At 49.3% G+C, this 19358-nt stretch carries 19 protein-coding genes; 14 read left to right on the forward strand and 5 right to left on the reverse strand.

Going from position 1 to position 19358, the window contains the following annotated elements:
• Window positions 1-132: 132 nt before the first annotated feature.
• Together HPY52_08860 and HPY52_08865 are read right to left on the reverse strand one after the other, a co-directional pair.
• Complete coding sequence (locus HPY52_08860) at window positions 133-1170, reverse strand: LacI family DNA-binding transcriptional regulator (GenBank protein ID NPV80371.1); 1038 nt, start codon at window positions 1168-1170, stop codon at window positions 133-135.
• Between the two features lie 797 nt (window positions 1171-1967).
• Window positions 1968-2150, reverse strand: a complete 183-nt coding sequence (locus HPY52_08865) for a hypothetical protein (protein NPV80372.1) — start codon at window positions 2148-2150, stop codon at window positions 1968-1970.
• 370 nt (window positions 2151-2520) lie between these two features.
• On the opposite strand from HPY52_08865, the gene HPY52_08870 reads away from it, so the two are divergent.
• From HPY52_08870 to HPY52_08925, 12 genes are all read left to right on the forward strand, one after another.
• The gene (locus HPY52_08870) at window positions 2521-2766 is read left to right on the forward strand and encodes a hypothetical protein (protein NPV80373.1); all 246 of its coding nucleotides are present in this window, start codon (window positions 2521-2523) and stop codon (window positions 2764-2766) included.
• Window positions 2767-3199: 433 nt separating this feature from the next.
• Window positions 3200-3520, forward strand: a complete 321-nt coding sequence (locus HPY52_08875) for a nucleotidyltransferase domain-containing protein (GenBank protein NPV80374.1) — start codon at window positions 3200-3202, stop codon at window positions 3518-3520.
• A complete protein-coding gene (locus HPY52_08880) occupies window positions 3501-3899 on the forward strand; it encodes a HEPN domain-containing protein (GenBank protein NPV80375.1) in 399 nt (132 codons plus the stop codon). The genes HPY52_08875 and HPY52_08880 overlap by 20 nt, the downstream gene beginning before the upstream one ends.
• Window positions 3900-4346: 447 nt before the next feature.
• Window positions 4347-5684, forward strand: a complete 1338-nt coding sequence (locus HPY52_08885) for a DegT/DnrJ/EryC1/StrS family aminotransferase (GenBank protein ID NPV80376.1) — start codon at window positions 4347-4349, stop codon at window positions 5682-5684.
• 245 nt (window positions 5685-5929) lie between these two features.
• A complete protein-coding gene (locus HPY52_08890) occupies window positions 5930-7819 on the forward strand; it encodes an ABC transporter substrate-binding protein (protein ID NPV80377.1) in 1890 nt (629 codons plus the stop codon).
• Window positions 7820-7887: 68 nt separating this feature from the next.
• On the forward strand, window positions 7888-8673 hold the full coding sequence (locus HPY52_08895) for a M55 family metallopeptidase (GenBank protein NPV80378.1): 786 nt from the start codon (window positions 7888-7890) through the stop codon (window positions 8671-8673).
• 246 nt (window positions 8674-8919) lie between these two features.
• On the forward strand, window positions 8920-9792 hold the full coding sequence (locus HPY52_08900; GenBank protein ID NPV80379.1) for an amidohydrolase family protein: 873 nt from the start codon (window positions 8920-8922) through the stop codon (window positions 9790-9792).
• A gap of 127 nt (window positions 9793-9919) precedes the next feature.
• Window positions 9920-10813, forward strand: coding sequence for a Gfo/Idh/MocA family oxidoreductase (locus tag HPY52_08905; GenBank protein NPV80380.1), 894 nt, complete (start codon window positions 9920-9922; stop codon window positions 10811-10813).
• A 42-nt stretch (window positions 10814-10855) separates the two neighbouring features.
• Window positions 10856-12094, forward strand: coding sequence for a DegT/DnrJ/EryC1/StrS family aminotransferase (locus tag HPY52_08910; protein ID NPV80381.1), 1239 nt, complete (start codon window positions 10856-10858; stop codon window positions 12092-12094).
• Between the two features lie 228 nt (window positions 12095-12322).
• On the forward strand, window positions 12323-13399 hold the full coding sequence (locus tag HPY52_08915; GenBank protein NPV80382.1) for a Gfo/Idh/MocA family oxidoreductase: 1077 nt from the start codon (window positions 12323-12325) through the stop codon (window positions 13397-13399).
• A gap of 62 nt (window positions 13400-13461) precedes the next feature.
• Window positions 13462-14481 carry a hypothetical protein gene (locus tag HPY52_08920; protein ID NPV80383.1) on the forward strand — a complete coding sequence of 340 codons (1020 nt, stop codon included), beginning with the start codon at window positions 13462-13464 and terminating at the stop codon, window positions 14479-14481.
• Window positions 14482-14546: 65 nt separating this feature from the next.
• The gene (locus HPY52_08925) at window positions 14547-15761 is read left to right on the forward strand and encodes an MFS transporter (GenBank protein NPV80384.1); all 1215 of its coding nucleotides are present in this window, start codon (window positions 14547-14549) and stop codon (window positions 15759-15761) included.
• Window positions 15762-15773: 12 nt separating this feature from the next.
• Here HPY52_08925 and HPY52_08930 read toward each other — a convergent pair whose 3' ends face one another.
• Window positions 15774-16166 (reverse strand): type II toxin-antitoxin system VapC family toxin, encoded by a 393-nt coding sequence (locus HPY52_08930; protein ID NPV80385.1) that lies wholly within the window; start codon window positions 16164-16166, stop codon window positions 15774-15776.
• Window positions 16154-16354 carry a hypothetical protein gene (locus tag HPY52_08935; protein ID NPV80386.1) on the reverse strand — a complete coding sequence of 67 codons (201 nt, stop codon included), beginning with the start codon at window positions 16352-16354 and terminating at the stop codon, window positions 16154-16156. Before HPY52_08935 ends, HPY52_08930 begins: the two co-directional genes overlap by 13 nt.
• Before the next feature lie 386 nt (window positions 16355-16740).
• Here HPY52_08935 and HPY52_08940 point away from each other — a divergent pair, with 386 nt between their 5' ends.
• Together HPY52_08940 and HPY52_08945 are read left to right on the forward strand one after the other, a co-directional pair.
• Complete coding sequence (locus HPY52_08940) at window positions 16741-16977, forward strand: DUF433 domain-containing protein (protein NPV80387.1); 237 nt, start codon at window positions 16741-16743, stop codon at window positions 16975-16977.
• Entirely contained in the window at window positions 16970-17326 is a 357-nt protein-coding gene (locus tag HPY52_08945) for a DUF5615 family PIN-like protein (GenBank protein NPV80388.1), read from the forward strand. Before HPY52_08940 ends, HPY52_08945 begins: the two co-directional genes overlap by 8 nt.
• 182 nt (window positions 17327-17508) lie before the next feature.
• Here the strand turns inward: HPY52_08945 and HPY52_08950 are convergent, their stop codons facing one another.
• The gene (locus HPY52_08950; protein NPV80389.1) at window positions 17509-19272 is read right to left on the reverse strand and encodes an alpha-mannosidase; all 1764 of its coding nucleotides are present in this window, start codon (window positions 19270-19272) and stop codon (window positions 17509-17511) included.
• Window positions 19273-19358: the final 86 nt, after the last annotated feature.

The following is a 19358-nucleotide window of genomic DNA, read 5'->3' on the forward strand; positions in this document are numbered from 1 at the left end:
TTTACGTGAACGTTAATGTATCGTTATTTAAAAGAAGAGCCCAGAGGAATTATGATCTTTTAGGTTCTATTCACGCAGGGTCAGGATGGATTTGGGCTGAAATATGAGATTCTCTCCGCCTCATGCCCCTGCTTAAGACAAATTTCGACACGACTTCCTTACTACGAGCCTAGGTTTGAGCACAACCCTTCGCGTCTCAAAGGAATTCCCTTTGAGTCTCTCTATCAAAATCTCAGTCCCGATTTGGCCTATCTCATATGTCGGCTGCGCTACTGTCGTCAAAGGTACCTCCAGGAATTCGGCAAATTCAATATCATCGTAGCCGATTATGGAGATATCCCCAGGGACATTCAAGCCCGCTTCAATGATGGCTTTATAGGCCCCTATGGCCAAGAGATCGCAGAAAGCAAACACTGCTGTTATCCTACTGTCTGATGCAAGTAGACTTTTCATCACATTGTAGCCTGCGGCTATTTTCAGGCTGTCACTACGGAATATCAGAGATCCACTGGCCTCAAGCCCATGGTCCTCTAGGGCTTTCCGATACCCTTTCTCCCGTTCCCTGACGCTTGATAAATGTGCCGGGCCAGTAATATGGGCTATTCTTTTATGCCCAAGCTGGATTAGAAATGAGACAGCTTCATAAGCTCCTGCCACATTATCATTGATCACATAATCTACATCAAGGTCATCCATGTGACGATTCAAAAATACGAATGGAATCTCGTCCCTGAGCATTTTCTTGAAGTATGCTGCATCTTTTTGCACCGTTGTGATAAGAATGCCGTCCACTCGTTTTTCCCTGAGTAGTTTGAGGACATCAATCTCCTTGTTAGGATTCTCATCCGTATTACAAAGAATAGCGTTATACTGTCTCTTAATGGCCGTGGCCTCTACCCCTTTCGCCAGCTGGGCATAAAAGGGGTCGCTATTATCAGGAACAACCAGGCCAAGCGTATAAGTCTGTTTCAATACTAGACTTCGCGCCAGAATATTGGGGGTATAATTCAGGGATCGGGCGATCTCAATTATCTTCTCCCGCGTCTCTGGACTAATTTCAGGCTTATTATTTAGGGCGCGTGATACCGTGTTAACAGAAACCCCGGCCCTTTCTGCTATATCCTTTATTGTAACAGCCAGATGTGGCCCCCTCTTTCCTATGCGCAGCATTCAATAAACGAATGGTATCGGTTACGTGAACGTTAATTATTCTATTCTACGGCAATCTCAGATTTCCTTCTTCCCTCCCCGTGTACCATCGAGCATCTTCGAAAACTCCAGTCATCGGCGGATACTGGATTGGCCGGCGTAGTTGAAGGCATTTCCCACCCACCTTGAGTTTCCTCTATTTCCAACCTCCCATCAAAACCTTGTCAGAAAAATGGTTCGGCCTTCCATAAAGCCTGCTTTGGTGACAACTCCCTTGTTACTTCGTACTCCATCTGTCCATCATAAACACCAAGAAAGAAGGTCAGATGGAAGGTGCTCAGAAAACCTAGAAGTGTTAGGGAATTCCAAGCCTGGCTCTATGAAAGGCTATCTGTATTATTCCCCACTTTCCATAAACAAATCACCACCCTCACAGAACTTATCGATAAAGTCTATTCCCTTGACCTCGACCGGGCCATCGATATCGTCACTCCGCTATACTCCCACACCGGAAGACCTTCAAAAGACCCTTTAGCCATGTTACGAGCCCTCCTCTGTGGGGTCTCACTCGGGATACAGAGCATAACCAAGCTCGTCTCTCTCCTTAAGTCTTTCCTGTCCTTGCCACGATCTCAGGCTTTGACCCTGAGGATACCCCAGGGGTCGGCACATTCTATGACTTCATGTACCGCCTGTGGGGTGAGGATAAAAAACGCTTCGCCATGAGAAAGAATCAACGTAAATCCCTCAAAAACAGGGAAACTAAATCATTCGTCGATGGCCCCATCTCCAAAGCAGATGAGCCTATCAGCGACACCCTAGCCTGTGCAGTCATGGATAACTCCTTCCCTCTTGATCCGAACTCTTCTATCCTCAACCAGATCTTTTATAGGTGTATTGTGGCAAAGTCCGAAATGATGGGCTTGCTCAAATCTCCTCAGGACAACAAAACTCTCCTCTCTGGCGACGGGACACTCATAGACTCCGGTGCTTCCCAACATGACATCAAAGACTGTGACTGTAGGGAATTAGTCACTGTGACTGTCCAAGGCGATTCTCTGCCCCTGACGCAAGGTTTGGCTGGGATTTCCACAACGACACCTATGTCTTCGGTTACAACCTGTATACCATTATCGCTGTCACAGACTCAGGCCCTCTCCCTGTATCCTTCGCCCTTCAGGGGGCACACACCAACGACTGTCTTATGTGCCTACTCGCCATGAACTCATATCTCCTTCCCCACAACCTCTGCCCCAAACCCCGCCTCCCGGCACACTTGAACATACAGGGTTTCAAATGATCACTTGCTCTCATGGACCCTGCTCGAAAAGCCCATTTGGGAGGGTTATACACACTAAACCCATTTGGGATTTGAGGATACACTCCTATCCCCCAAGATCTTCTCCCATCTGGAAGAAGACTTACAGCCTCCGCCACCAATCCGAACAGGTAAATAACCTCATAGAGAACTTCTACCTGGGTGAAAGTCCAAAGTTGAGAAGGCGGTATCACCTCTTTATGAAGATCATCCTGGCTGGCATTGACATTCACCTAAAAGTACAGCTAACCCGGGCATCACCAGGTATCGTGCGGGCCATAATTGCTAGGGTGTCTTAAGCTACCCCAACCTCTCCATACCCCTGGCCTGCTATTGCTCAAAACAGCCTCATCCCGCTGCCATCAAACTCCGTCCCTGTCTAATATGTACTCCATAACCTGATCTCGCCTTAGGATGTATCCTTTTACAAGGGCGTTTCTACCACTCCGTGCTAAAACCGGGAATCAAACCTCAAACACCATACCCCATCCAACCTATCCCAGGAGTTTCCGAAAGTCCTTTAATATCCATATATAGGTATTAGGTATCCTATGAACCCTATGACTATATTGGGGGCTGTATGCTCCCCAATGTGACGCCATCCTTGTCTCCCGGTAAAATGCATGGTATAATGCAAATGTGAATATAATGGGAGGGAACTCCATGGAAGAAGATGGAGCAGCTCGCCTGGGTAAAGAGAGACAACGTGGTGAACTTAAAGAACATATGAGGATTCCTAAACCAATGCTCGAAGATATTATTCAACGCATTGTGCGGATTGCCAACCCGGAGCGAATTCTCCTTTTTGGTTCTGCCGCGCGTGGTGAAATGGGTCCAGACAGCGATCTAGATTTGCTCGTGATAAAACGCGGTCTATTTAAGCGTCGTGCCCTAGCGCAAGAAATCTACATGAATCTGTTTGGCGCAGGCATCCCAGTTGATATCATCATTGCAACTCCAGATGAAGTAGAAAACTATCGTGATAAGGTAGGCAGTATTATCCCTATAGCGCTCAGCGAGGGGAGAGAGATCTATTGTGCGCAATCCCACTGATCCCAGAGAATGGTTGCGCCGAGCAAGAAGCAATCTGACGCGAGCAAAGACCCCTAGTAATGACCCACAGATTTTGCTTGAGGATCTTTGCTTTGATGCGCAGCAAGCGGCAGAAAAGGCTCTTAAAGCAATTGCAGTCGCTCTGCAAATTCCCTTTCGTAAAACCCATTCCCTTGTTGAACTTTTCGATATCCTTGGCAGGGCGGGTGTTACAATCCCTGACGATGTCAAAGAGGCGGCGAAACTCACTGTATATGCGGTGGAGACTCGCTATCCAGGTTTTTACGATGAAGTAGATGTTGAGGAATACGAAGAGGCCGTTTACCTGGCTGAGCGTGTTTTGGTATGGGCCGAGGAACTGATTTTGGCAAGAACCTAGACCTCGGCCACGCCCCTCCATATATGACTCGTTCGCGGCCAGCTCTACGGTCTCGCAAGAGTAGATTTTGTGCTTCGCGTTGTAGAATATCCGAGGGTAAGGCCGGGCGTTCGGAGTTGCTGGTTTATATACAAAAAATCTTCGCCGCTTAGCAGGATAATCGGTTTTCGCGCTTAATATACTTATTTAGACATAAAAAATTATCCCTAACCTTTCATCTATTCATCAGGTACGGGCCCCTCCTGGGTGCATGCCGTAAACCCACTATTAGAGACCATGTTTAAAGGCGAATTCCCGCGAGAAAATCAGGCCCCCAGGGAGGAGCAAAGAGACTTGGTGCTGATAACACCAAGTTGAACGTTAAACTGATAGAGATTCTTTGGGCAGTCGGGTCTATTCCCCAGGTAAGAGCCAGTCGCAAATCATAAGAACAAGGGGTGATGATCTGTGTCTTTGAAATCTAGTCTGGCAATCTTCGGAGGGCCAAAAGCGATCACAAAGGACCCGGGCGATATGTTCAAGTGGCCCATAATCACGAAGGAAGACGAAGAGGCTGTCCTTGATGTCCTGCGCCGTGGGGCCATGTCCGGTATCGACGTTACGATGAAATTTGAAGAGGAATTCGCCAAATGGCAGGGCACCAAGTATGCATTAGGGTTTAGCACGGGAACCTCCTCTTTGCAGGCAGCGATGTTTGGCTGCAAAGTGGGAGTTGGCGATGAAATTATTTGTCCAAGTGTAACCTACTGGGCCTCAGCGGCGCCGGCCTTTTCTCTTGGGGCGACGGTGGTTTTTGCAGAGGTTGATCCAAACACCCTTTGCATTGATCCCAATGATATCGAGCATCGTATCACGGAGCGCACAAAGGCGATAGTGGTTGTGCATTATCTAGGTCATCCTGCAGATATGGATCCCATCATGGATATTGCAAGGCGTCATGGGATCAAGGTTATAGAGGATGTTTCTCATGCGCAGGGTGGGCTCTATAAAGGTCGCAAGCTTGGCACCATTGGAGATGTTGGGGCCATGTCATTGATGAGTGGGAAATCCTTTGCCATCGGCGAAGCAGGCATGCTTGTGACTGATGACCGCGAAATCTATGAGCGCGCCATTGCCTGGGGCCATTACGAAAGGTTCAACGCTAAAGATATACAAACTGAATATCTGAAACCTTTCGCGGAACTTCCGATGGGCGGATACAAGTATCGTATGCACCAGCTGAGTTCCGCGGTCGGGCGGGTCCAGCTGAAATATTATGATGCCCGCTGTGCCGAGATTCGTAAGGCGATGAACTATTTCTGGGATTTGCTTGAGGGAGTTCCCGGGCTCAGGGCTCACCGCGTAGATGAGAAAACCGGCAGTAATATGGCCGGGTGGTATGCGCCGCATGGTCTTTACAGGCCAGAGGAACTTGGGGGCCTTTCTGTGACGCGTTTTGCCGAAGCTGTCAGGGCTGAGGGTTGTCCCTACTGCGTCCCAGGTTGCAATTCCGCGCTTCATTTACATCCCCTGTTCAACACATGCGATGTATATGGAGATGGAAAGCCCACGCGTATTGCCCATTCGAACCGTGATGTCCGGCAGCCCGCGGGGAGCCTCCCCATAAGCGAACAGATCGGAACCAGGGTTTATGGGATCCCATGGTTTAAGCATTACCGCCCGGAGATCATTGAAGAGTATGCAAATGCCTATCGTAAGGTAGCTGAAAACTATGAGGAATTACTCGAAGGTGACCCCGGCAACCCTCCAAACCTGGGAGCATGGCATTTTGTAAGTCACAGGTAGACGATGTGGCAAGATGCCCAAGGAATTGGTGTATGCGCCAATACTACAGCGATCAGCACAGCTAGGTTATCTAGCCTGATTTTGATGAGACCAGGTTATTTATCCTGAATTTCGATAAGAGAGGTGATGCTTACAACAAGATAATATAGAGTCGCTTCGCTTCCCAAATGAGGTTTCCAGTTCGTCAACTTCCGCAAGGGGATGTAGAAAGGAATCCAGCAAATATGTGAGGAGGTTCGCGGTGTATGAAAAGACGTCTATTGGGTCTGATTTCTCTTGTAATCGTATGTGGCCTGGCTGCAGGTATTTTATCCGTTTCTCCGGCACAGGCGAAATATAAAGAGGCACCGATGCTTGCCCAGCTGGTAAAGCAGGGAAAGCTTCCTCCTGTTGAGAAGAGACTGCCAGAGAAGCCTATAGTTGTAGAGCCCGTGGAGAAGATAGGAGAATATGGCGGTACATGGACAAGATCAGTGCCGCGCCTTGCCTCCACAATGATACATGCCCGGCTTGGATATGAACCATTGGTGCGTTGGGGTAGGGACGCCGAGAGTATAGTCCCGAATGTGGCTGAAAGCTGGAGTATATCAAATGGAGGAAGAGTCTATACATTTCGTCTACGTAAAGGCATAAAGTGGTCGGATGGCCAGCCATATACCGCTGATGATATCATGTTCTGGTACAAAGATGTACTATTCAATAAGGAACTTACTCCAGCCTTTCCGACCTGGCTTATGACTAATGGAAAACCAGTAGTAGTTAAGAAGATTGATGATTATACGGTGAGATTTGAGTTTAGCGAACCCTATGGTCTCTTTCTTGAATACATGGCCTTCGCCGGGAATTCAATAACCTATTATTGTGCGCATTATCTTAAACAATTCCACCCAAACTATGTCCCCATGGAACAGTTGAACAAGCTAGCCAAAGATGAAAAATATGATTCCTGGTATGCGCTCTTTGCAGTAAAAGCGGACCTTACGCAGAACCCGGACCTTCCTACCATAAGATCCTGGCAGCTTAAGACAACTCCGCCAGCTACCTATGTTGTGGCTGAAAGGAATCCTTATTATTGGAAGGTAGATCCCGAAGGAAATCAGCTGCCTTATATAGATAAGCTTGCCTTTAACATCGTGGAATCGCCGGAAATCATAAACTTTAAGGCCCTCGCCGGTGAAGAGGATATGCAGTTCCAGTATCTCTGGTTCGCGAATTATCCCGCTTTTATGGAGAATAGAAACAAAGGTGGATATCGGGTATTGAGGTGGCAATCAGCGGAGATAGCCTGCCTCTTCCCAGACCAGAATACCAAGAATGCGAGGCTGCGAAAGCTCATAGAAGATAAGCGTTTCCGCATAGCACTATCCCTGGCCATAGATAGGGAGGAGCTAAATGAACTCTGCTTCCTGGGAATAGGCACACCTCACGCCGCAACCTCAGTAAAAGGTGACCCGTATTATAAGCAGGAGTTTACCTCTTCATATATCAAATATGACCCCAAGAAAGCAAATCAGCTTCTAGACGAGATAGGCCTAACTAAGAGAGATCAGGAAGGCTACCGGCTCGGGCCTGATGGAAAACCGCTCGTAATTACCATCAATGTATTCCCATCAGAAGTGGCTATGACCACCGATGGCTGGCAGATGGTCGCAAAGCAGCTCGCAAGAGTAGGGCTTAAGGTCGTCATAAAAGAGGAGAGCCTCCAGCTATGGTGGGAACGCATATATGCCGGGGAAAACGAAATAGCTGGCTATGTGACAGTAGGTATGCACTGGGATGTAGATCCAATATGGTATGTTCCAACCTTCCAGAGTACCTATTGGGCCCCTTTATATGGCACATGGTACGCCACCGGTGGCAAGGGCGGGGAGGAGCCATCTGGCGATATTCGCAAGCTCCAGACTCTATATGACAAGTTAAAGGTAACAGCTGATCAAGCCGAGAAGCGCAAGCTCGGACAGGAGATACTGAAGCTCCATGCAGAGAATCTGTGGGTAATAGGATTAATGCGGTATCCATATCCAGTGGTCGTCAAGAATAATTTCAGGAACGTTCCAGAAGATGTAATTCATGATTGGCGCCTCATGGCACCGGGATATTATAATCCGGAGCAGTTCTTTATCGAGCAGAAGTAATGATGGATGACTATTGGGGGCGGGGGGTATTCCCCCCTGCCCCCATGGGACAAGAGAAGGCGATACCTATGAGAATGTACATTTGCACTGACCTTGAGGGGGTCGCCTGTGTTGCAGGCGAGGCCGATAAGCCACTCTTCCCAGGCAGCAAGCAGTATGAATTCGCCCGAAAAGAACTCACAAGGGAAGTAAACGCTGCCATTCGCGCCCTGAAGGAGTCTGGGGTCCATGAGATAATTGTGGAAGATGGGCATGGAGATGGAACCGAAGTCCTTATTTACGACGAGCTTCTCGAAGGCGTGAAAATTCTTTTAGGCGTCCCAAGGCCGAGGCAATTTCCACCCCTTGACAGCTCATTCGCCGGTGTGCTGCTTATCGGTTATCACCCGATGGCGGGCAGTGAGCGGGGGGTGCTGGCGCACAGCTATTCCTCCAGGTCCATACAGGACATGTGGCTCAATGGGCGTCGTATCGGCGAGATCGGGTTGACTGCTTTCCAGGCAGGTTCCCTTGGTATACCTGTTATATTTATCTCGAGCTGTTCAAAGGGGGTGGAGGAGGCCAGAGAATTTTTGCCAGATGTAGAAACGGTAATAACTAAAGAGGGTTTTGGCAGGAATTGTGTTCTATCTTTTCACCCTTCGGATGTCGAACGATCCATCTATACCGGGGTGAAGAGGGCTGTTTCTCGACTCGATGACTTCAAACCCTTGAAGCTTGATCCTCCTTTTGAGCTGAAGATCGAATACAAGCTCGAGTCGTCGGCCGAGGCTGAAGCTCGGAAACCGAATGCCATTCGTCTGGATGCCAGGACCATTGTCCGGCGGGCAAATGATCTATTTGATCTGATATAGTTGTCATTTAGATTCTTGATTATTGCGCAAAAGACTTGCCATTCCAGGAGGATTTTTTGAAGGAATCGCGAAGAAGTCATTCAGTTGAACGTTTGAATAGTAGCTAGAGAGGGCCTACGTAATGAAGGAGGCGCAATGAGCTGGAGCGGGATTCGTGGTAGGCTGGAGGGGACACTGCGACAATTCTGTAAAACAGCGACACCTTGATAAGAAGATATATCAGCGAGAATATGAGGTGAATGCATCATGATCATCGACGCGCACAATCATCCAGACTGGCATGGGCATGACCTGGCGAGATTTCTCGCCAATATGGAAAAGTACAATATCGATAAGACGTGGCTTCTGAGCTGGGAAGCTCCAAGCGATGAATATGATCCCAGTTACAACTATGCGATCCCGTATGTCGGCCCTGGTGGCCCTATACCTTTCGCCCGGTGCCTTTCTTATGCAGAACGTGCTCCCGGGAAATTTGTGCTGGGATATGCACCTGACCCGCGGCGTCCTGAGGCTATCGACCAGCTGCAGGCAGCTGTTGAGATCTATGGGGTGCGCCTGTATGGAGAGCTGAAATTACGCATGACCTATGATAACCCTGATGCCCTGAGAATGTTCCGCTTCTGTGGGCAAAGGGGGATTCCGGTCATAGTCCACATCGACTATGAGTTTGACTCCGGCCGGAAGTATCCCCGTCCCAACTGGTGGTATGGGGGAGGCATCGAGGCGTTTGAAAGAGCAATCCAAGCATGCCCGGACACTATCTTCCTGGGGCATGGTCCTGGATTTTGGGCACATATCTCAGGCGATGACCAATACAATAAATCCGCTTATCCGTCAGGCAAGGTTGTGCCAGGAGGGAAAGTCATCTCTATGCTGAGGAAATATCCCAATCTTTACTGTGACCTGTCTGCCGGATCGGGCTGCAATGCGCTAAAGCGCGATCTTGAATTCGCCAAGGACTTCTTACTGGAATTTCAGGATCGTCTTCTTTATGCCAGGGATTATTTTGACAATGCCCATCAGGAAGTGCTGAACTCGCTAGGTCTGCCTGATGATGTGCTGTCCAAGATTTATTCGGGGAATGCTCTGAGATTGGTCCCCCTGAGTCCAGAGTCATAGATTTCTGCCGCCTTGATTATGGCGCGATATCGGCCCGGCGCTGTCGCCCAGCGCAGATCGGGCAGATGACTGGGATCGTTTGATTTCTAATATAGGGGATGACGAAAGATGATCATTTCGGAGGTGAATGATTTCGATGATCAAGATAGGAATAGTTGGTTCTGATAATTCGCATGCAATAGCCTTTTCCAAGCTCACGAATGTTCCTGGGCCAGACGGTAAACCTAAGATATCTGGAGCCAGGGTAGTACGTTTGTTCGGTCTAGATGCCGCAAGAAATGAGGAAGTGGCGCGAGAGGGCCAGATAGACAAGATAGTCGAGAAGCCTGAGGATATGCTAGGTGAAGTAGATGCAGTTATGGTGGTGTTCAGACATGGCAACCTGCACCTCAAGTATGCGCTTCCTTTCATATCCGCTGGCATACCGACCTTCGTGGATAAACCTTTTGCCATAGATATCCAGGACTGCCTGAAGATGCTGGATACTGCAGAGAAGGCCGGCACTCTCTTAACCTCATATTCTACCGTACGGTATGCGCAGGATGTTGCAGATTTCGCAAAAGAAGCGGAGAAAATAGGGGAAGTAAAATGCGGTAGCGTCCTGGGGCCGTGCGATCTCAACAGTCAATATGGCGGGGCGTATTTCTATGGGACACACGCTATAGAAACCATGCTCCGTGTCTTTGGGTATGATATTGAGTCAATTGTCGCAAGGGAAGCCGGAGGGAATGTAGCAGCCACCGTGCGCTTTAAGAATGAACGGATGGTTTCATTATGGCTTCTCGGGCCTAAGGTAGCCGCAACATACCAGGTAGGGGCGGTAGGCTCCAGCGGGACTCTTTACAAGATACTCGATATCTCCTCCTGCTATGAGGAAGGATTGAAAGTATTCCTTGAGATGATACAAACTGGCAAGAGGCCCTTGGATAGACGCCAGCTCCTGACTCCCATAAAGGTCGTGGAGACGATCTTGAAGGCCCTTGATAGTAAAAGAGAGGAATTATTCAGTTTGCCTGTATAAGCAGGCGGCTAAGACCTGCGCAATTCCGAGGAGGGGATTATGATGGAAAAACTCGCGATCGACGGCGGAAAACCTGTAAGGACTGAACCTTTTCCACCGAGGATAATGTTTGACGAACGGGAAAAGAAAGCTGCGCTTGAGGTAATAGAGAAGACTATGACAGGAAACCAGGCGCTGGATAGGTACGGCGGCGTGCATGTTGATGCCTATGAGAAGGAAGTAGCTGCCTATTTCGGGACGAAGTTTGCGACAGCGACGAGCGCAGGGACGGCCGCTATCCATGCGGCATTGGGAGCACTGAGATTGGAGCCTGGGACGGAGGTCATTACGAGCCCGATAACAGATCCTGGGACGGTCGCACCTGTTCTTATGCAAAACTGCATTCCCATCTTCGCGGATGTGGATTATGATACGCTCAATATAACCGCCGAGACAATTGCAGAGCGGCTAAGTGAGAAGACGAGGGTTGTCATCCCTGTACATCTTGCAGGGCAACCGTGCGATATGGATCCTATCATGAAGCTTGCTCGGGAACACAACCTTATAGTCATCGAGGATGTTGCGCAGGCGCACGGTGCTAAATACAAGGGCAGATTTGCTGGTTCCATTGGTGATATGGGGACGTTGAGCCTTATGTCAGGGAAACATATGACGTCCGGTGGCCAAGGCGGAATGGTCTTGACAGATAACGAGGAATTCTATTGGAACGCAAAGAGGTTCGCCGATAGAGGGAAACCCTTTGGCTCCAGCGAGCCTACCAATTTGTTCTTAGGGCTGAATTACAGGATGACTGAGCTTGAGGCAGCTATTGGCAGGGTTCAACTCACCAAACTGGCGGACATTGTTGCCAAGAGGCGGAAGACAGCCGAAAGCCTGAGGAATGCCATGCAGGGTCTCCAGGCGTTCAGATTGTGGAAAATACGGGATGATGTCGATGCTACATACTGGTTCCTGTTCCTCCATTTTGACTCATCGAAGATGAAGGTCAGTAAGGTGCAGTGCGCGGCTGCGCTTCAGGCCGAAGGGATGCCTGTAGGCGCCCATTATGTCACTGTCATGTATAAGCAGAAATGGATACGTGACCAGGTTACCTATGGAGGGTCTAGATGCCCCTGGTCCTGCCCACATGCGAGGAAGATAGACCATTATGATCCATGCCCGCAGGCTGAAAAGGCCCTTGCTGATTACATGACTCTCTATATGCATGAAGGCTGGGGGGAACGCGAGGTCGAGGATGTGGTTCAGGCGTTACAGAAGGTGGAACATTACTATCTGAAGTAAAGTATACCTCCATGTTATGGTTATGACAGCACCGTCAGAAGGATAAAAGTGTCAGCGATCTACTCTTGGGATAGTCCCCATGCCGTCGGGGCAGCGCCATCACAGGATGGAAATGGTAACCGGCTATTTTTAAAGCAGAGTTTTCTAAAAAATAGTGGGTATGTTTCCGTATAGTAGGGCAATTTGAGCTGTGCGATCAAGTGATATTTACAGGGTTAGGTGAGCCATATGAGAGAAACAATCGGATTTGGAATAATCGGATGCGGGACAATCGGAGGCGTTCATGCAGAGGCCATCAGGAAGGTTACAGGAGTGCGTCTGGTGGCTGTCGCTGATATGGCCGAGCAGAAGGCCAAGAAGACGGGCGAAGACTATGGGGTCCCATATTATTCTAATTATAGGGATCTTCTTGAACGTGATGACATAGATGTCGTTAATGTCTGTCTACCGAGCGGTCTTCATATGGATGCTTGTATAGACGCAGCCAATGCGGGCAAGAACATCCTCTGTGAGAAGCCCCTTGAGATCACCCTTTCAAGGATAGATAAGATCTTGGAAGCGGTACATAAAAATGGGGTGAAGCTCGGCGTAGTATTTCAAAAACGTTTCCAGAACCCAAGCAAGCTTATAAAGGATGCTATTACCAGTGGCAAGCTTGGGAAACTCATCTCCGGGAGCGCCTATCTGAAAATGTATCGTACTCAAGCCTATTACGATTCAGGGGCGTGGAGAGGAACCTGGAAGCTGGATGGCGGCGGATGCCTTATGAACCAGGGGATCCATGGAATCGATCTTCTTCAGTGGTTTATGGGCCCGGTAAAGAGCGTCTATGCTGTCACGGACATAGCTGCTCATGAGAGAATAGAGGTAGAGGATGTAGCAGTGGCTCTTGTGAAATTCGCGAACGGAGCCGCAGGGGTAATCGAGGGCTCGACCTCATGCTATCCTGGGCTTCCTTCAGTTCTTGAGGTCTACGGGACGAATGGCACTGTGACCCTCCAGGAAGAGAAACTTACAAGATGGGCTTTTATCAACCCCACTGAGGATGATAAAACCCTTGCAAAGAAAGCAGCAGAGGAGGGTGGGAAGACCGAAGAGATAGACAGGTCGGATCCCCTTGCAACAGTGGGGGATAGCCACCTCCTGCCTATAGAGGATATGGCAGCCGCCGTAAGGGAAGACAAGGATCCTGCAGTTACCGGTGAAGAAGGACGCAAGTCCGTAGAGATAATACTTGCAATATATAAGTCGGCCAAGACAGGTGAGGAGGTCGAGCTTCCACTTGCTGAATGGTCCCCCGCCTGATGCTGCCTGTGTGCGGCATCATTTCATCGTTTTGGGGGTGCACATGGAAAGGAGCATAAAGTATGGGCAGCCAAGAATCTGAGAGCCCCTTCAGATGGTCCGTGGGGGTGACTGCAGCTACCTTTGCTCATCTAAGCAACATCAAATTAGACCAGTTTTACCTTGACCCTTCTGCCTGCGTAGAGGCGCTTCGTACCGGAAGAAAGCGAGTCCGGGAGATCTTCGGCGAAGAAGTGACGCTCCCTACCATATCTTGCCCGCCCGTATCCTATGGCCATATAGCCTGTCTTGGCGTAAAGGTGCTCTTCCCGGAGGATTCTGAACCCGGGGTAAGACCCATTTATACCAGTATCAATGAGGGCATCGAAGCATTGAGGCGGGGAGCGGTTTTTGAGCAAAATGACCTTTTTAAACATTATCTTAAGATTTACCACAGACTTCAGAGGGAATTCCCGGATGAGAAGGTGGTCTTCGGCGGATTTGGATGGGAAGGCCCTATCACTTCTGCAGTTCTTTTGCGAGGACAGGATTTCTACATGGATCTTTATGATGAGCCGGAAAAGGCGAGGGAATTTCTGGGGCTCTTGACTGAGAATATCATTCAGTTCATCCATTTCATCCGAAAGATAAATGGGGAACCACCGGTGAGCCCTTACAGCAGCGGCCTTGCCGATGATTTTTCCAGTCTCATTCATCCTGACTTTTGGCCTGACTTTGTGATTCCATATTGGGAGCAATATTATAGTGGCATCACTACCGGAGCCAGGACCTTACATGTAGAGAACCTATCTCCTGAGCATTTGAAATATCTTGAGATGGCCTCCATCAGTTTCTATGATCCTTCCATATCACCGAAACTCACTGTAAGGATTATCAAGGAGAGGATAAATATCCCCTTCACCTGGCGGTTTCCTGGTTTCTCATATCTCAATATGTCCCGGGAAGATATAAGGCAGTGGGTGCTGCAGGCGGTGGCAGATGGAGCCCGGGATATTCATACGATTATCGAGAGTACCACGTGTGAGGGCGATAATCCTGAGAAGGTAAGGGTATTCATCGAGACTGCAAAAACGGTAGGGTAAGTGTATAAGAATCTACATATCAGCACTCACCCGGGAGGTAGCGAACTCGCCATTGAAATTTAAATATGTCAAAAGCTGGTACCAAAGGGGATAAGGCCTTGCGAGAACTTAAGTATTTTCTTATAGTGTTCCTTCTCTTCCTTGGATCAGGGGCCACCCAGTCCTATGTGGCCCCGTACGTGAAATCCCTCGGGTTTTCATCGCTTCAGGGGACTGCGGTAGTGGCTGCGATCTACTTTGCCCAGATCCCCGCGAGATTCCTTGCCATCTATCTTGCGAATGCCTTGGGGCTTAAGGCCTCCCTTATCCTTGGTATATTAGGGTACGTAATCTACCCCCTAGCGTTCGCGGCCTCTCGGGCATACTGGCAGTTGGTGCTGGTAATGGTCTTCTGGGGGTTCACCTCTGGAGTATTTTGGACCTCCGCAGGTGTAGCCGTATTGAATGAATCTGCCAGGTCTCGCTATGGGAAGGCTTCCGGGGCTCTCTTCGCGGGTTCTGGGGTGGGGATGGCGTTGGGTGTCCTCCTTTTGGACCAACTGGTGGCCAGGGAAGGGAGTAGAGCCATGTTCATCCTGTCAGCGCTTCCTCCTGCGCTAGCCCTTGCAATTGGTTTTGCAGTATCTGCCGGAGGCCGCCTTGAATCCAAATCAACCTGGGAGGCGACCAGGGAGGGAGTCGTGAGGGCATTCAGGGAGCGTGAGGTTTCATTCGTAGCCTTGCTCCTGTTTGTCAGCGCTCTCTCCTATGGGATCGTCTATGGTGGACTAGGCCTTCTCATCGCAAGAAACGTGGGCATGGCCTACATTGGAAGGCTTACGGTCTCCTTTTTCATATTGAAAGGCATCTTTAGTAGAGTGGGCGGCTCAATTGGCGACGCGATCGGTCGTAGAATGTCTTTCATCCTGAGTTTTATTTCAGCCTCTATTGCGAGCTTTATTCTTGCCACATCTCCGGGGAAACTTGGGCTCGTTGTGGCCGGAGCCCTTCTCGGCTATCAGGTCTCTACCGTAAGTGTCAACGCTAATGCCTGGGTGGGCGACGCCGCCAAGCAGGAGCACCGGGCTGGCTTTACAGGGGTGATACAGGCAGCCAATGCTCTTGGGGTGTGCGTTGCTCTTCTTGCCGGGGGCTATCTTTTGAGCTCCATCCAGGGTTCGCGCATTCTATTCTTCGCGTTTGCCCTTATCAACAGTCTCGCCGTAATTCTTGCAGTCGCTATGCCTGAGAAGAGGCGGGCACGGCTAGGTATGGGCAGCGCTATGGCAAAGCGTCCATAGACGATTTCAGCGCTACGACTGGCGCGGATCGAAAGTGGTGACAAATGGGAAATGCCTTGGGTTTGAAGTCGCTACAGTGAGACCTTTTCGCATGGCAATGGCTCCGTGCAAGGCATCAGCTAGGGCGAGCATAGTGCCCTTACGTGCATACTCCCACCTTATTCCTCCGGCACAGGTGGCATCCTCAAACGTAATCGGCAGGATGTCGAATGCCGATAGATACTCTTTTGCCCGATCCTTCTTATCAGGAGGGATGCCCGAAATGTACTCAGCTATCACTATGACCGAAGTGGCTACATCCTCTTCTCCATCAATAAGCGACAACAACCAGTCTGTGACCTGTTGATTTCCCCTGGAGATATCAATTAAGACAGTCGTATCAAGCAAATAGCCTATATTTCCCATTTCTCCTCTGATGCCTTTCTATCGGCGTTCCGGTTGTCCGATAACCACTTATCGATGGACGCATCATCTCTCCAGTGGGGGACATCGTCCGCCGGTAGCATATCTTGCAGCCCTTTCACCGCATCAAAGCAGCGTCGCCGTTTGAGAGCGCTCTCGATCACCTCAACGACGAATCTGGAGCGAGACATGGGGCGCGGGGACCTCCCGACAATTCCATCGGAAATCTGTCTGATCTTTATACAGGTGGCTCATCCTGCCCCAGATGACGTCAAGAACCTGTTCAAAATCCTGGCAGTTTCACCAACAACCTGTCCGGATTCTGGACACTCCGCGTACCGTCCTAACCAAAATAGATTTCTTTGAGGCCGTTCTATATGGAAGTATATGATTCGGTGGCTAGAGGCCATCATATGGTAATATCCTTTCTATGCTGCCATGGGCTTCCTTATTCGGATCACAAAGAGATCATACGTCCTTCCGATCATGATATGCTGGTAAATATTATGAATTGAGGGTATAATAATGGTGAGCTCTCTAGGAGCAAACAGCATCGCTATAGCAGGGGTGAACAGGGATGGAGCGTATAATGTGCGATCCAGAGATTCTTGGGGGGAAACCGGTAATAAAGGGTACAAGGATAGCGGTTTACTTGATATTGGACTTACTTGCAGAGAGATATTCGTTTGAGGATATCCTCAGAATCTATCCTCATCTTACTGTAGATGATATAAAGGCATGCATTGCCTATGCTTCTACCTTATGCCGAGCCGGGGAGATTGAGGAAGTATATAGGGCTGCGAGTAATGGCTAGGTTTCTATGTGACGAGAATATATTCCCTTCCACGCTCAAGCTCCTCCGATCCCGTGGATTTGATGCGAAGGATGTAAAGGAATTGGGATTATCAGGGATGACTGACCGGAAGTTATTTGACCTTGCAAAAGATGAGGATAGAATCCTTCTTACATTGGATTTACACTTTTCAAATATATCCCTCTTTCCCCCGTCAGAGTGCCCCGGGATTGTCATAATCCGCGTTAAACCGGCAGTACCGTCCAGAGTTGATAAGGCACTAGAGATTTTTCTGCAAAGAATGAATCTCGATCGAATCAAGGGGGCCCTAGTCATCGTAAGCGAAGATAGGTTTAGAATCAGACGATGACCAGAGTGGGCTCCGGCGCCGCCGGGGCAGCGCCATACTCATGCGGATGAAAACTCCCCCGGCGGCTGGGCCCATCTGTGAGCCTGTGTTTCCCCATGGGATTCCGAACCATCCGCGTCTCAGACTATCTATCAGTAATAGTCCGCATGGACTAAAGCCTGAAGGCCTGCGGTTGGCTCAGCTCAGTCAGCCCATACAACCTTGAAAGTCTTAATCTCCAGCGGCCTGATGGTGAATGCGAATTCTTGGCCGCTGCACTTTAGCTGCCTTGATTCCTCTGGAAGATCCTTTTCCATCAAGTCGCATTCTGTGACCTGCTTTATCTCCCTATACAGGCGGATCGTCGCATTGGTCCTCCGGTTATATGCTTCGTATACTCGGATAATCGTGGCATCTTCATCTTCTGCCTTCTTGATCGCCTCAATGACGACATTTTCCCGGTCTACGCTGATCATCGATAGGGTCTGCGGCAGGTTGCCACCTTGCCTTTCGACGACTTTACCAATCAACGGGTTATTCAAGTCGTAAGCCTGGGCAACGGTGCCGCCTTCTCGCCAGTCGCCGATATGCGGATAAAGCGAATAGATGAAATGATGGACTTCCTTATCAGCGGCTGGGTTGGGAACTGTGCCGCTGCGCAAAAGGGTAAGCCTCATATGGCCATCTTTGATGTCATAACCGTATTTGCAGTCATTCATCAAGCTGACCCCGTAGCCATCCTCCGACAAATCAGCCCATTTGTGCCCGCAGACTTCAAATTGGGCAATGTCCCATGAGGTATTGAAGTGCGTGCTTCGCTCGATATGGCCAAACTGGATTTCGTAGGTAGCCTTGGTGGCATTGATATCCACAGGGAAGGATACCTTTAGCACGATGTCTTTTTCCTTCCAATCCACCGTTGTGTTGAAGTCTATTCGTGGAATATCATTGTATATGATTATATCTTGAACGATACTAGATGATAGGAATTTCCTGGTTATGCGCAGGATGCCGCTCACCGGGCCATTTTCCAGAACCTCGACACTCTCTACGTCATCGACCTCCCACATTTTTTCGCTATAGTAGATGTCAAGATTCCAGTTGTCTTCCCTCCGCGGCTTATCCTCAAAGGCCTGAATTACATTGCCTCTTTCTCCGGCTTTCAGCACTTCCCGGCCGACTCTCTTGTCAATTATACTGGTAAAGTGGCCGTGTTCATCAAGCTCGATCCGGAAGTAGCTGTTTTCCAGCCGTTCTTTATTTACTCTCAGTTGCAGGTTATCTCCCGCGGGCTCGGCAGTAACGAGCTTGAATGCAGTGTAACCTTTAGGGGCGACGCCGGTGACATACGCTACATAACGACCGTTATCGCCCGTGATCTTCTGGCATGGGAAAAGGCGTCCATCAGCCGACTGTAATTGAATGGCTTCTTCACCAAAGGGATATGAGAATTCAACAAGGCCGCATCCCGGGAATGAATTGGGATTGAAGACTATGAGGGATCTCTGGCCGACATTCACAGCGGAGGCTATGCGCTCCAGACCTTCGGACAGGATCTTCTTCCCGGTAGCGAAGATCTGCCGATAGATCTCATCCGTATCTTCATATACTTGCTTTATGGAAGACCCCGGTAACACGTCATGGAATTGGTTTAGCAGGATCTTCCGCCAGCCACTATTCAGTTCCTCGGCTGGATAATTTGCGTCAAACAAGGCGCGATTTAACGATGAAATCCACTCTGCCGTGGTATAAAGGAATTCGGCCTTCCGGTTGTTTCGTTTATTTTTGGCAATAGAAGTATATGTGCCTCGATGCACCTCATAATATAGTTCCCCTACCCATCTAGGCAGCCGCTTGTTGCCCTTGACTCGCTCGTTTAGCTCATCAAAAAAGGCTCTAGCCTTACCGGGTCTCGCTACTGGAGCGCCAGGCAGCCCATGCTCATACCTGCGAATTGTCTCAATCATCTCTCTGGTGACGCCGCCGCCACCATCGCCATAACCGTAGGGCAGTATAATATCGTTGTTAATGTCCTTTTGCTGATACTGCCTCC

This window comes from Bacillota bacterium (assembly GCA_013178415.1).
Lineage (GTDB): Bacteria > Bacillota > SHA-98 > Ch115 > Ch115 > Ch115.

What these genes read in the sequence shown, in the direction of transcription:
- HPY52_08865 (NPV80372.1), bottom strand. Translation starts at nt 2,150, where the DNA reads ATGTTGGGAAGCACCGGAGTCTATGAGTGTCCCGTCGCCAGAGAGGAG.
- HPY52_08945 (NPV80388.1), top strand. Translation starts at nt 16,970, where the DNA reads ATGGCTAGGTTTCTATGTGACGAGAATATATTCCCTTCCACGCTCAAG.
- HPY52_08925 (NPV80384.1), top strand. Translation starts at nt 14,547, where the DNA reads ATGTCAAAAGCTGGTACCAAAGGGGATAAGGCCTTGCGAGAACTTAAG.
- HPY52_08930 (NPV80385.1), bottom strand. Translation starts at nt 16,166, where the DNA reads ATGGGAAATATAGGCTATTTGCTTGATACGACTGTCTTAATTGATATC.
- HPY52_08940 (NPV80387.1), top strand. Translation starts at nt 16,741, where the DNA reads ATGGAGCGTATAATGTGCGATCCAGAGATTCTTGGGGGGAAACCGGTA.
- HPY52_08900 (NPV80379.1), top strand. Translation starts at nt 8,920, where the DNA reads ATGATCATCGACGCGCACAATCATCCAGACTGGCATGGGCATGACCTG.
- HPY52_08905 (NPV80380.1), top strand. Translation starts at nt 9,920, where the DNA reads ATGATTTCGATGATCAAGATAGGAATAGTTGGTTCTGATAATTCGCAT.
- HPY52_08915 (NPV80382.1), top strand. Translation starts at nt 12,323, where the DNA reads ATGAGAGAAACAATCGGATTTGGAATAATCGGATGCGGGACAATCGGA.
- HPY52_08895 (NPV80378.1), top strand. Translation starts at nt 7,888, where the DNA reads ATGAGAATGTACATTTGCACTGACCTTGAGGGGGTCGCCTGTGTTGCA.
- HPY52_08890 (NPV80377.1), top strand. Translation starts at nt 5,930, where the DNA reads ATGAAAAGACGTCTATTGGGTCTGATTTCTCTTGTAATCGTATGTGGC.
- HPY52_08950 (NPV80389.1), bottom strand. Translation starts at nt 19,272, where the DNA reads ATGATTGAGACAATTCGCAGGTATGAGCATGGGCTGCCTGGCGCTCCA.
- HPY52_08910 (NPV80381.1), top strand. Translation starts at nt 10,856, where the DNA reads ATGGAAAAACTCGCGATCGACGGCGGAAAACCTGTAAGGACTGAACCT.
- HPY52_08860 (NPV80371.1), bottom strand. Translation starts at nt 1,170, where the DNA reads ATGCTGCGCATAGGAAAGAGGGGGCCACATCTGGCTGTTACAATAAAG.
- HPY52_08935 (NPV80386.1), bottom strand. Translation starts at nt 16,354, where the DNA reads ATGTCTCGCTCCAGATTCGTCGTTGAGGTGATCGAGAGCGCTCTCAAA.
- HPY52_08920 (NPV80383.1), top strand. Translation starts at nt 13,462, where the DNA reads ATGGGCAGCCAAGAATCTGAGAGCCCCTTCAGATGGTCCGTGGGGGTG.